Raw genomic sequence first — 11,605 nt, forward strand, 5'->3', positions numbered from 1 at the left:
TTTCTCGTCACCGGGTACATGAGCGGTCTCGGTGGCTGCCATGAGTCCACCCCCGCCCGCGGGACGGCCGGAACCGGGCGCGTCGGAACCCCTGCACCGACGCTCCTTCGGGACCGACCCGCGAGGCGGGGGTGGCGTCATTACGGGCTCCTCCTGCGGTGCGGGCAGGAGGAGCCGGTGTCACCTCACCAGGGCAGCTCGACCGACAGGTCGCGGGGGTCGTCGGCCACGACCCAGCCCCCGTCGACATCCCGGGTGTACTCCACCCCGGGCCCCGTCGTGGCGAGTGCTCGGACGGCCGCGAGAAGGCGCTCCACGTGCTCCGGGGTCGTCGCCAGACCCGCGCTGACCCGCACGGCGGTCGTGTGCTCGGGGGTGCTCGCGAGCAGTGCGTCGACGAGCAGGTGCGCACAGAACTTCCCGGCGCGGACCCCGATGCCGTACTCCGCCGACAGCGCCGCGGCGACGAGGTGGGCGTCGAGACCGTCGACCGTGAAGGCGACGACGGGGCCGCGGTCGGTGTCCGGCCCGAAGATCGACGACGTCCGCACACCGGGAATGTCCCGCAGCCCGTCCGACAGCCGTTCGGTGAGCACGTGCTCGTGCTGCTCGACGGCGGTCCGGTGCTCGCGCACCGCGGCGCAGGCGGCGGCCAGGGCCACGGCACCGAGCACGTTGGGGCTACCGCCCTCGTGCCGTGCCGGGCCCGTCGACCAGCGGATCGCATCCCGGGTGACCTCCGCGCTGGCCCCGCCGCCTGCGAGGTAGGGGTCGGCGGCGTCGAGCCAGTCCCGGCGACCCACGAGCGCTCCGGCGCCATAGGGCGCGTAGAGCTTGTGACCGGAGAAGGCGACCCAGTCGGCACCGAGGGAGCCGAGGTCGACCGGCCGGTGGGCGACGAGCTGGGCGGCGTCGACGAGCACCCGCGCTCCGTGTCGCTGCGCGGTGCGGACCACCTGGTCGAGCGGCCAGAGCTCACCGGTGACGTTGGACGCGCCCGCGACGACGACGAGCGGTGTCGGACCGTCCTCCAGGGCGGACAGCCGGGCGTCGAGCGCGGTCAGCGCCGACGCGACCCCCGCAGCGGGGACCGGGAGCCGGTGGACGTCCTCCGGCTGCCACGGGAGCAGCGACGCGTGGTGCTCGGACTCGAACACGACCACCGGCGTCCCCGTGGGCAGCGCGCGGGCGAGGAGGGTCACCGCGTCGGTCGTGTTCCGGGTGAGGACGACGACGTCGTCCCGGCGGGCACCGACGAACCGGGCGACCTCCTCCCGGGCCGCCTCGTAGTGGGCGCTGGTCACCCGGGAGAGCCAGCCCTGACCGCGGTGCACCGAGGAGTACGTCCGCACGGCCGTGTCGACGGCACGCACGACAGACTCCAGAGCCGGCGTGGAGGCCCCGTGGTCGAGGGCGGCGTAGTCGACCCAGGTGCCGTGGACGGTGGGCACCGGGCCGGGCCGCACGACGGCGGGGACCGGGACGTCGGGGGTGGTCAGCCGGTGGGCGAGGTGCAGGGCGGACTCGTCGACAGGTCGGATGCTGGACATCGAGGCTCCTCGAGGGCCGAAGGACCCTCGGCCGCACCGGGATCCCGCGCTTGCCGACGCCACCTCGGCGCCGACCAGGTCGTCACCCGGAGCACCCCACCGCGGAGGAGGGTTGCCGGCCAGCGAGCCGGGGCTTGGCGCTGGCACTCATGACCTACGCCGACAGTGTGCCCTCGCCGAGGGGCGCCCGTCAGCCGCCGTCCGCTGGACGAGAGAACCCCCGGGGGTTCTCTCGCCCGTCCGCCTCAGGCCGGGACGACGTTGACGAGCCCGGGCGCCCGCACGATGACGGTGCGCACTCCCCCGGCCGTCGCCTCCTGCACCTTGGGACGGGCCAGCGCCAGCTCGCGCAGCGCGTCCTCGGCGATGTCGCTCGGGACCTCGATGCGGTCGCGGACCTTGCCCTTGATCTGGACGACACAGGTGACCGTGTCGTCGACGAGCAGGCCGGGGTCGGCCACCGGGAAGGGCTGGTACACGAGCGAGCGGTCGTGCCCGAGACGGGCCCAGAGCTCCTCGGCGATGTGCGGCGCGAGCGGCGCGACCATGAGGACGAGCGCCTCGGCCGCCTCGCGGGGCACACCGCCCTCGAGCTTGGTCAGCGCGTTGTTGAGCTCGGTGAGCCGCGCGATGGCGGTGTTGAACCCGAGCGAGCCGAAGTCGGTGCGGACGGCGTCGACCGTGCGGTGCAGCACCCGGGTCGTGGCGTCGTCGAGCGGGGTGTCGACGACGCGCAGGGCGCCGGTCTCCTCGTCGACGACGTTGCGCCACAGCCGCTGGAGGAAGCGCTGGCTGCCGACGACGGCACGGGTGTCCCACGGCTTGCTCTGCTCGAGCGGGCCGAGACCCATCTCGTAGAGCCGGAAGGTGTCGGCGCCGAACGCCGCGTACATGTCGTCCGGGCTGACCATGTTCTTCAGCGACTTGCCGATCTTCCCGAACTCACGCGAGACCGGGGCACCGCCGTGGGTGAAGGTCTGCCGGCCGTCGTCGTCGACGTGCTCCTCGACCTCACCGGCCTCGACGTACTGGCCGCGGGCGTCGGTGTAGGCGGGGGCCTGGATGTAGCCCTGGGCGAAGTACGTGCGGAACGGCTCGCCCGAGGCGAGGTGCCCGAGGTCGTGCAGCACCTTGTGCCAGAACCGGGCGTAGAGCAGGTGCAGCACGGCGTGCTCGACGCCACCGACGTAGAGGTCGACGCCACCCGGGTCGCGGGTCCCGGCCGGCGCGCCGGCGACCGGCTCGGGGCGCGGGCCCATCCAGTAGGCCTCGTTCTCGGGGTCGACGAGCGCGGCGTCGTTCGCCGGGTCGAGGTAGCGCAGGTAGTACCAGCAGGAGCCGGCCCACTGCGGCATGACGTTGGTGTCCCGGCGGAAGGTGCGCGGGCCCCGGCCGTCACCGAGGTCGAGCTCGACGGTGACCCACTCGTGGTCGCGGGCGAGCGGCGGTTCCGGCTCGCTGTGGGCGTCCTGCGGGTCGTAGACCTTCGGGCTGTAGTCGGGGACGTCCGGCAGCTCGACGGGCAGCTGGTCCTCGGGCACTCCGTGGGCGATGCCGTCCTCGTCGAAGACGACGGGGAAGGGCTCGCCCCAGTAGCGCTGGCGGGCGAAGAGCCAGTCGCGCAGCTTGTACGTGACGGCACCCTCGCCGAGGCCCTCGGCCTCCAGCCAGCCGATGATCCGCTCCTTGGCCTCGGCGACGCCGAGGCCGTCGAGGCTCACCTCGTCGTTGGCGGAGTTCATCGCCGGGCCGTCGCCGGTGTAGGCCGTGGACTCGTCGTGGCCCTCGGGGGGTCGCACGGTGCGGACGACGGGCAGGGCGTAGGCGGCCGCGAAGTCCCAGTCGCGCTCGTCCTGGGCCGGCACGGCCATGATCGCCCCGGTGCCGTAGCCCATGAGGACGTAGTCGGCGACGAACACCGGCACCCGGGCTCCGTTCACCGGGTTGACGGCCCATCCGCCCGTGAAGACACCGGTCTTGGCCTTGCCCTCGTCCTGGCGCTCGGCGTCGGTCTTGGCCGCGGCGGCGGCCCGGTAGCCGGCGACCGCCTCGGCCGGGGTGGCCGCACCGCCGGTCCAGGCGTCCTTGGTGCCCTCGGGCCAGCCGCCCTCGGGCACGAGGGTCTCGACGAGCGGGTGCTCGGGGGCGAGCACCATGAAGGTGGCGCCGAACAGCGTGTCCGGGCGGGTGGTGAAGACCTCGATGCCGGCGCCTTCGCCGGCATCGACGGCGAACGTCACCCGGGCGCCCTGGCTGCGCCCGATCCAGTTGCGCTGCATCGTCTTGACCTTCTCGGGCCACTCGACGCGGTCGAGGTCGTCGGCGAGACGGTCGGCGTACTCGGTGATCCGCATGACCCACTGGCGCAGGTTGCGCTTGAAGACCGGGTAGTTGCCGCGGTCGGAGCGGCCCTCGTTCGTGACCTCCTCGTTGGCCAGCACGGTGCCGAGGCCGGGACACCAGTTGACCTCGGCCTCGACCGACTGCACGAGCCGGCGGGCGTCGAGCAGCGCGGCCCGCTCGGTGTGGGAGAGGTCGTCCCAGGCGCGGCCGTCGGGCGTGGGCCGGGCGCCGCCGCGGTACTCCTCGACGAGCTCGGCGATGGGGCGGGCCCGGCCGGTGCCGCCGTCCGCGCGCTCGGCCTCCGGGTCGTACCAGGAGTCGAAGATCTGGAGGAAGATCCACTGCGTCCAGCGGTAGTAGTCGGGGTCGATGGTGCGGATGGCGCGGCGGTCGTCGTGGCCGAGGCCGAGGCGGCGCAGCTGGCGCGCCATGATCGTGATGTTCTCCTCGGTGGTCTTGCGCGGGTGCTGTCCGGTCTGCACGGCGTACTGCTCGGCGGGCAGGCCGAAGGCGTCGTAGCCGAGGCAGTGCAGGACGTTGCGGCCGAGCATCCGGTTGTACCGGGCGTAGACGTCGGTGGCGATGTAGCCGAGGGGGTGCCCGACGTGCAGGCCCGCACCACTCGGGTACGGGAACATGTCGAGGACGAGCAGGTGGCCCCCCGGGTGCTCGGCGACGCCGGCGGGGTCGGCCCACGGGCCGGCCGGGTTGGGGGCGCGGAAGGTGCCCTGCTCCTCCCAGCGGTCCTGCCACGCGACCTCGATCTGTCCGGCCAGCTCGGCGGTGTAGCGGTACGGGGTCTCGCTCATCTCGTCCTCGTCGGTTCGTCTCGGTGTCGGGTGTCCCGCAGCCATGAAAAAACCCCTCGCACAGGAGGGGTCGCCGCGCGGGCCGTGGGGCCGGCGCGGCTAGGGAAGAAGCAGGAACCTCGCCACGGGCTCAGGGTACCGCAGCGGCGGCACGACCGCGGTCGGCGACCGTGCCGCCCGGCGGGCTCAGTGCATCCCGTGGACGACGGCGTGCCCGCGGCCCCGGGAGATGAGCCACCGGTTGACGGGCACCGTGACGACGAACGCCACCGCGAGCGAGAACGCCAGCGCGGCCCAGAACAGCACCGTGACCGGGCCGGCGTCCATGGCGCCGGGCACGAGGACCATCACCGCGTTGTCGACGACCTCCATGACGGCGATGGAGACCGTGTCGGCCGCGACGGTCAGCCCGAGGGCCGAGCCGAGCGCCACGCCGGCCCGCAGGATCGGGGTGAGGGTGAGCGCGTAGCCGAAGACGAAGGCGAGCGCCACCGACAGCACGACGGTGGCGCCGGTCGAGAACCCGGCTGCGGTCCCCACGACCATGCCGAGGACCTCGCCGATGGCGCATCCCGTGAGGCAGTGCAGCGTCGCGCTGGCCGCCTGTCCCCAGGTGGCCGGTCCGTGGTCGGTGGTCGGGTGCGTGTGCTCGCTCATGCGCGCGACAACGAGATACCCCTATGGGGTATTCCTGTCCGCGGCATCGTGCCGGCCGCGCCTGGCGCTCAGCGCAGCTCGAGGACGCCGTCGTCGACGCGGCCGAGCCGGGTCGTCGCGAGGTCGTACGCGTAGCTCTGCACGACCCGCCACGGCGCGTGCTCGCCCTGCCGCGGAAGGAGGTGCCGCCCCCGACGGATGTAGCCCGAGGTGAGGTCGAGCAGCGGACGGTCGGCACCGCCCGAGCCGTCCCACCGGGGCACCGCCACGGTCCGGCCGTGCCGCTCCATCCACCGGCGCAGCGAGCCGAACCACCGGGCCGTGAGGTCGGCGCGCAGCGTCCAGCTCGCGTTGGTGTACCCGACCGCGAGGACGAGGTTCGGCACGTCGGAGAGCATGCAGCCCTTGTAGACATGTCTCGTGGGGACGTCGACCGGACAGCCGTCGACGACGAGCTCCGCTCCTCCGCAGATCTCTAGCCGCAGCCCGGTGGCCGTGACCACGACGTCGGCCCCGACCACCGTCCCGTCGGTGAGCCGTACCCCCTCGGGGACGAGCCGGTCGACCGTGCCCGTCACGACCTCGGCGTCGCCCGACGCGAGCACCTCGAGGAGGTCGCCGTCCGGTGCGACGCAGACCCGCTGGTCCCACGGGTCGTACGCGGGCGAGAAGTGGACGTCCACCGGGTAGCCCTCCGGCAGCCGGGCGACGAGCCGGTCGCGCAGGACCCGGCGGCCGCCCTCGGGGTAGCGCCGCAGCAGCTGGTACGTGAGCGTCGACAGCGCGACGTTCTTGGCCCGGACGGCGCGGTGTGCAGCCCCGGCCGGCAGCAGGCGCCGGGCGAGGTCGGCGAGCCCGTCGGTGTTGGGCAGCGCCACGACGTAGCCCGGGCTGCGCTGCAGCATCGTCACGTGCGCGGCGCCGGCCTCGACGATCGCGGGGAGGAGGGTGACCGCCGTCGCGCCGCTCCCGATGACGACGACGCGTCTCCCGTCGAGCGCGAGGTCCTCCGGCCAGTGCTGCGGGTGCACGACCGGGCCGGCGAAGTCGTCCCGGCCCGGGAAGTCGACCACGTACCCGGACTCGTAGCTGTAGTAGCCCGTCGCGAGGTGGACGAAGCGCGCGCGATGGGTGAGCACCTCACCGTCGCCGCGCCGCGCCGTCACCGTCCAGCGACGGTCGTGCGCGGACCACTCGAGACCGGTGACCCGCTGCCCGAGGTGGATGCGCTCGGTCACCCCGTACGCCTCCGCCGTCTCGTGCACGTACCGGAGGATCTCCTCGGCACGGGCGATCGACGTCGCACCCCGCCACGGCCGGAACGGGAACCCGAGCGTGTACATGTCCGAGTCCGAGCGGACGCCCGGGTACCGGAAGAGGTCCCACGTGCCGCCGATGGCGTCGCGCGCCTCGAGGAGGGCCCAGGACGGTGCGGGGTCCTCCATCGCGAGCCGGCAGCCGGCGTCGACACCCGAGATGCCCGCCCCGACGACGAGGACGTCGACGTCCAGGGGTGGTGGGGCCGGGGGGTCGTGGCGCATCGGCCCAAGGGTAGATGGCGCCCCGCCCACGAGGGCCCGGTCAGGAGAACGTGTGGGCACCGCGTGCGACGATGACGCCATGACGACCCTGCACGACTTCTCCGCCCGGACCCTGAACGGCGAGGACCGCTCGCTCGCCGACTACGCCGGGAAGGTCGTGCTCGTCGTCAACACCGCGAGCAAGTGCGGCTTCACCCCGCAGTACGCCGGCCTCGAGGCGCTGTACGAGGAGCTCGAGGAGGACGGCTTCGTCATCCTCGGCTTCCCGTGCAACCAGTTCGGCTCGCAGGAGCCCGGCGGCGAGGACGAGATCGGCGAGTTCTGCCAGCTCAACTACGGCGTCAGCTTCCCGATGTTCGCCAAGGTCGACGTCAACGGCGACGACGAGCACCCGCTCTACGGATGGCTGAAGTCCGAGAAGAAGGGGCTGCTGGGCGGTCGGATCAGGTGGAACTTCACGAAGTTCCTCGTCGGGCGGGACGGCCGGGTCGTCGGACGCTACTCCCCCAGGACCGAGCCGGCCGACCTCGCGGGCGACGTGCGCGCAGCTCTGGTCGACGGGACCGGCTCCGACGGATGACCTGGCTCCAGGCCCTCGTGCCGATCGGGGTCTTCCTCGGCTTCCTGGCGTTCGTCTGGCACCGGCTCGCCGTCGCACCCCGCTGGGGTCGTCGGTGGGTGCCCTGGCTCGTCGCGGTCGTCCTGGCCGCGCTGTTCGCCGCCCTCCTCGTCCAGTTCGACGTCTGGGGCGGTCGCTGGAGTCCGGACACGATGCGCCCGGTCGCCTGGACCGGGGCGGCGTTCCTCGCGACGTGCCTGTACCTCTTCCTCGGTCTCGTCACCGCGTGGGCGCTCTCCGTCATCCTGTGGCTGTTCCGGTGGCGCCACGGGCACGGTTCGGACGGGCGGCGTCGGCTGAACCGCGTCACGTCACCGCTCGTCGCCGCGCTGGCCGTCGGCCTCACCGGGTACGGCGCGTGGGAGGCGAGCCGCCCGGCCGTGACCACGGTCGAGGTCTCCTCGCCGCAGCTCCCGGCCGCGTTCGACGGCACCCGGGTCGCACTGCTCACCGACCTCCACGCGGGCGCCGTCCGGAGCGCCGCCTTCACGCGGAAGGTCGTCGACCTCACCAACGCCCAGCGGCCGGACCTCGTCGTCATCGCCGGCGACCTCGTCGACGGCCGCGCCGAGCGGTACGCCCAGGAGGTCGCCCCACTCGCCGACCTCGAGGCACCGCTCGGGGTCTACGTCACGACCGGCAACCACGAGATGTACCGGGACACCGCGAACTGGGTCGCGGCCTTCGAGGAGCTCGGGCTGCGCGTCCTGCGCAACGAGTCGGTGCCGCTCGAGCGCGACGGCGAGCGGGTCGACCTCGTCGGGGTGCACGACTACAGCGGTGACGGCCCGTTCGCCCCCGACTACGACGCCGCCCTGGCCGGCACCGAGCCCGGCCGGTTCTCGCTCATGTCAGCCCACCAACCGCGCCAGGCGCTCGCCCTCGAGGGCCGCGGCGTCGACCTCCAGCTCTCCGGTCACACCCACGGCGGACAGCTGTGGCCACTGCGCTACCTCGTGCCGTTCCAGCAGCCGATGGTCGACGGCCTCGCGACCGTGGGCGACGTCCCCGTCGTCACCTCCCGGGGAGCCGGCGCCTGGGGCCCCGCCGTCCGCGTGCTCGCGCCACCGGAGGTTCCGGTCGTCACCCTGAGACGTTCATGACGGGCGTCGTCGTCGGGGACGACGGGCTCGCCCGTCCCGCCTGGGCCGCCATCGACCCCCTGCTGCAGGAGTACTACGACACCGAGTGGGGCATGCCGGTGCGTGACGAGCGGGGCGTGTTCGAGCGGCTCTCGCTCGAGGCCTTCCAGTCCGGCCTGTCCTGGGCGACGATCCTGCGCAAGCGGCCGGCCTTCCGGGCCGCCTTCGCCGGATTCGACCCGGACACCGTCGCCGCCTACGGCGACACGGAGGTCGAACGCCTGCTCGCGGACGCCGGCATCGTCCGCAACCGCGCCAAGGTCCTCGCGACCCTGACCAACGCCCGGGCCACCCTGGCGCTGCGGGACGACCCGGACGGCGACCTCTCGGCCTTCGTCTGGTCCTTCCGCCCAGCCGAGACGCCCCGGCCGCGAACCCATGCCGAGGTCCCGACGACCTCACCGGAGTCGGTAGCGCTCAGCAAGGGCCTCAAGCGCAAGGGCTTCGCCTTCGTCGGCCCCACGACGATGTTCGCCCTCATGGAGGCCATCGGCATCGTCGACACCCATCTGCTCGACAGCCACCGCCGCGGCTCGTCCGGCATCTGGCCCGGCTGACCTCCGCCCGACCACGGATCGTCCGGCATCCCGCCCGGCTGTCACGCTGCCTGACGACGAGAGTGCGAGACACGCCGGGTTCCGGCTCGGATGCTCCGCATGTCGCGCATCCTCGTCAGGCATCCGCCGGTTCCACGCACGGCTCGAGGCCCGGACGACAAGCGTGTCCGGGCCTCGACTGGTCTGTGGAGCTGAGGGGACCCCGCCGTCCTCGCTCCGCTGCGGCGGCTCCTCGAATCACTCTGCCCGATAACGCAGTACGGGACCGGACGAAAAGCATGTCCGGTCCCGTACTGGTCTGTGGAGCTGAGGGGATTCGAACCCCTGACCCCCTCCATGCCATGGAGGTGCGCTACCAACTGCGCTACAGCCCCGAGTGGGTGACCCCCGCAGGGGCGTCGGCGAGTCTACCCACGCCTCCGCGCTCCCCCAAATCGCCCCTACGTGCGCATCGTGGGGTCGGATGCGGCCGGCTCGGCCGAGGCGTTCCACGTCCGCAGGAACCACCCGCGCCGCCCTTCGACGACCTCTGCCCAGTGGCAGTTGCCCAGCCCGCCGAGCATCCGAAGTGCGCTCGGGACGTCGAGCCCGAGCAGGTGCGCGACGATCATCCGGCCGGCCATACCGTGGGTCGACAGCACCACGCACTCCCCCGCGGCGGCCTGGGCGAGCACGTCGTCCACGGCCGGCCCGACGCGGTCGCGCACGTCCGCGAGCGACTCCCCACCACCGGGTCTGCGGACGTCCTCACCGGCCCGCAGGGCGGCATGCTCCTCGGGCCACTCCCGGACGATCTCGTCGTTGGTCAGCCCCTGCCACGCGCCCGCGTGGATCTCGCGTAGCCGCGGGTCGTCGACGATCGGGACCCCGGCCGTCGCCGCGACACTCTCGCCCGTGTGCCGGGCCCGCTGGAGGTCGGAGGTGACGACCCGGACCGGCCCGAGCGCCGCGACCGCCGCGCCCGCCCGCATCACCTGCTGCTCCCCGAGCTCGGACAACGGACTGTCGAGCTGGCCCTGCCAGACCCCGGCGGCGTTGTGCGTGGTCTCCCCGTGCCGGAGGACGACGAGCCGTCGGGAGCCCCCGCCGCTCACCGCCCGCCCTGCTCGGTGCCGAGTGCCCCGAGGTCGAGCGAAGGGCAGTCCTTCCACAGCCGTTCGAGCTCGTAGTACTCGCGCTCGTCGTCGTGCTGGACGTGCACGACGATGTCGGCGAAGTCGATGAGCACCCAGCGCCCTTCACGCTGGCCCTCGCGCCGGACGGGCTTGGCCCCGAGCCCGCGCAGGGTGTCCTCGATCTCGTCGACGATCGACCCGACCTGCCGCTCGGACTCCGCCGAGACGATGACGAAGACGTCGGTGAGGGCCAGCTGGTCGGAGACGTCGATGCCGGAGATGGTCGTCGCCAGCTTGTCGGCGGCTGCCCCGGCGGCGGCCCGGGCGAGCTCGAGCGATCTGTCGGATGCGGTCACGGTGCTCCTCGGTACAGGCGGTGCTTGGAGATGTACTGGACGACGCCGTCCGGCACGAGGTACCAGACCGGCGTCCCACCACGGACCCGCTCGCGGCAGTCCGTCGACGAGATGGCCATCGCGGGGACCTCCTGCAGGGTGACCCGGTCGGCGGGCAGCCCGAGCTCGCTCAGGACGTACCCGGGTCGGGTGACACCGACGAAGTGGGCGAGCTCCCACAGCTCGTCGGCGTCCTTCCACGACAGGATCTGGGCCAGGGCATCGGCGCCGGTGATGAAGAACAGCTCGGCGTCCGGACGCTCGGCGCGCAGGTCCCGCAGCGTGTCGACGGTGTAGGTGGGCCCGTCACGGTCGACGTCCACACGGGACACGGTGAAGCGCGGGTTGGAGGCCGTCGCGATGACGGTCATGAGGTAGCGGTCCTCGGCCGACGAGACCTCGCGGGCGTCCTTCTGCCAGGGCCGCCCGGTGGGGACGAACACGACCTCGTCGAGGCCGAAGCGGGTCTGCACCTCGGAGGCGGCGACGAGGTGACCGTGGTGGACGGGGTCGAAGGTCCCGCCCATGACGCCCAGCCGCACGCGGCGCTCGCTCAGTGGTGCCCCGGGTGCTCGGGCCAGTGCGGCTCGTCCTCACCCTTCGACGGCGCCGCCGGCACCGGGTACTTGTACGCGGTGCCCCTGAAGGACCAGGTGACCCCGAGGAGCGCGGCGAACACGACGAGCGCGATCAGGCCGATGAGCCACGGTGGGATGGGCAGCTCGTGGTGAGCGGCTTCCTCGGCGGCGACGACGACGGTGGAGATGCTCGGCATGTGGGCCAGCGTACCCGTCCGTTGTCCACGGATTTCGTCCACAGGGCTGTGCACGACAAGGGCCCCGAGCACCCCCGGCTGTGGACGACACGCCCGTCCTCG

At 72.9% G+C, this 11,605-nt stretch carries 11 protein-coding genes, 1 tRNA gene and 1 riboswitch; of the genes, 3 read left to right on the forward strand and 9 right to left on the reverse strand.

What is annotated here, in order from left to right:
- Positions 1-185: 185 nt before the first annotated feature.
- The 4 genes from JQN72_RS10415 to JQN72_RS10430 form a co-directional block, all read right to left on the reverse strand.
- Entirely contained in the window at positions 186-1,550 is a 1,365-nt protein-coding gene (locus JQN72_RS10415) for an aminotransferase class V-fold PLP-dependent enzyme (protein ID WP_204135121.1), read from the reverse strand.
- A gap of 41 nt (positions 1,551-1,591) precedes the next feature.
- Positions 1,592-1,705, reverse strand: a riboswitch (SAM riboswitch).
- 90 nt (positions 1,706-1,795) lie between these two features.
- Positions 1,796-4,702: a leucine--tRNA ligase gene (gene leuS / locus JQN72_RS10420; RefSeq protein WP_204135122.1), complete on the reverse strand. Its 2,907-nt coding sequence runs from the start codon at positions 4,700-4,702 to the stop codon at positions 1,796-1,798.
- A gap of 186 nt (positions 4,703-4,888) precedes the next feature.
- Entirely contained in the window at positions 4,889-5,359 is a 471-nt protein-coding gene (locus tag JQN72_RS10425; RefSeq protein WP_204135123.1) for a DUF4396 domain-containing protein, read from the reverse strand.
- Positions 5,360-5,427: 68 nt separating this feature from the next.
- Positions 5,428-6,900, reverse strand: coding sequence for an NAD(P)/FAD-dependent oxidoreductase (locus JQN72_RS10430; RefSeq protein ID WP_204135124.1), 1,473 nt, complete (start codon positions 6,898-6,900; stop codon positions 5,428-5,430).
- A gap of 79 nt (positions 6,901-6,979) precedes the next feature.
- On the opposite strand from JQN72_RS10430, the gene JQN72_RS10435 reads away from it, so the two are divergent.
- Genes JQN72_RS10435 through JQN72_RS10445 form a run of 3 tightly spaced genes read left to right on the forward strand, consistent with a single transcriptional unit; the run spans position 6,980 to position 9,218 of the window.
- Complete coding sequence (locus tag JQN72_RS10435; RefSeq protein ID WP_204135125.1) at positions 6,980-7,480, forward strand: glutathione peroxidase; 501 nt, start codon at positions 6,980-6,982, stop codon at positions 7,478-7,480.
- The gene (locus JQN72_RS10440; protein ID WP_204135126.1) at positions 7,477-8,622 is read left to right on the forward strand and encodes a metallophosphoesterase; all 1,146 of its coding nucleotides are present in this window, start codon (positions 7,477-7,479) and stop codon (positions 8,620-8,622) included. Before JQN72_RS10435 ends, JQN72_RS10440 begins: the two co-directional genes overlap by 4 nt.
- Complete coding sequence (locus JQN72_RS10445) at positions 8,619-9,218, forward strand: DNA-3-methyladenine glycosylase I (RefSeq protein ID WP_204135127.1); 600 nt, start codon at positions 8,619-8,621, stop codon at positions 9,216-9,218. Before JQN72_RS10440 ends, JQN72_RS10445 begins: the two co-directional genes overlap by 4 nt.
- Positions 9,219-9,519: 301 nt before the next feature.
- On the opposite strand, the gene JQN72_RS10450 is transcribed toward JQN72_RS10445, so the two are convergent.
- From JQN72_RS10450 to JQN72_RS10470, 5 genes are all read right to left on the reverse strand, one after another.
- Positions 9,520-9,592 (reverse strand) — tRNA-Ala (locus JQN72_RS10450).
- Between the two features lie 66 nt (positions 9,593-9,658).
- Complete coding sequence (locus tag JQN72_RS10455) at positions 9,659-10,312, reverse strand: histidine phosphatase family protein (RefSeq protein ID WP_204135128.1); 654 nt, start codon at positions 10,310-10,312, stop codon at positions 9,659-9,661.
- Positions 10,309-10,689, reverse strand: coding sequence for a ribosome silencing factor (rsfS, locus tag JQN72_RS10460; RefSeq protein WP_204135129.1), 381 nt, complete (start codon positions 10,687-10,689; stop codon positions 10,309-10,311). Before rsfS ends, JQN72_RS10455 begins: the two co-directional genes overlap by 4 nt.
- Positions 10,686-11,270 carry a nicotinate-nucleotide adenylyltransferase gene (nadD, locus tag JQN72_RS10465; protein WP_204135130.1) on the reverse strand — a complete coding sequence of 195 codons (585 nt, stop codon included), beginning with the start codon at positions 11,268-11,270 and terminating at the stop codon, positions 10,686-10,688. The genes rsfS and nadD overlap by 4 nt, the downstream gene beginning before the upstream one ends.
- A gap of 11 nt (positions 11,271-11,281) precedes the next feature.
- Positions 11,282-11,503, reverse strand: coding sequence for a hypothetical protein (locus JQN72_RS10470; protein WP_204135131.1), 222 nt, complete (start codon positions 11,501-11,503; stop codon positions 11,282-11,284).
- Positions 11,504-11,605: the final 102 nt, after the last annotated feature.

Source organism: Phycicoccus sp. CSK15P-2 (assembly GCF_016888005.1).
In the GTDB taxonomy this organism is placed as follows: domain Bacteria; phylum Actinomycetota; class Actinomycetes; order Actinomycetales; family Dermatophilaceae; genus Phycicoccus.

What these genes read in the sequence shown, in the direction of transcription:
- JQN72_RS10415 (WP_204135121.1), bottom strand. Translation starts at nt 1,550, where the DNA reads ATGTCCAGCATCCGACCTGTCGACGAGTCCGCCCTGCACCTCGCCCAC.
- leuS (WP_204135122.1), bottom strand. Translation starts at nt 4,702, where the DNA reads ATGAGCGAGACCCCGTACCGCTACACCGCCGAGCTGGCCGGACAGATC.
- JQN72_RS10425 (WP_204135123.1), bottom strand. Translation starts at nt 5,359, where the DNA reads ATGAGCGAGCACACGCACCCGACCACCGACCACGGACCGGCCACCTGG.
- JQN72_RS10430 (WP_204135124.1), bottom strand. Translation starts at nt 6,900, where the DNA reads ATGCGCCACGACCCCCCGGCCCCACCACCCCTGGACGTCGACGTCCTC.
- JQN72_RS10435 (WP_204135125.1), top strand. Translation starts at nt 6,980, where the DNA reads ATGACGACCCTGCACGACTTCTCCGCCCGGACCCTGAACGGCGAGGAC.
- JQN72_RS10440 (WP_204135126.1), top strand. Translation starts at nt 7,477, where the DNA reads ATGACCTGGCTCCAGGCCCTCGTGCCGATCGGGGTCTTCCTCGGCTTC.
- JQN72_RS10445 (WP_204135127.1), top strand. Translation starts at nt 8,619, where the DNA reads ATGACGGGCGTCGTCGTCGGGGACGACGGGCTCGCCCGTCCCGCCTGG.
- JQN72_RS10470 (WP_204135131.1), bottom strand. Translation starts at nt 11,503, where the DNA reads ATGCCGAGCATCTCCACCGTCGTCGTCGCCGCCGAGGAAGCCGCTCAC.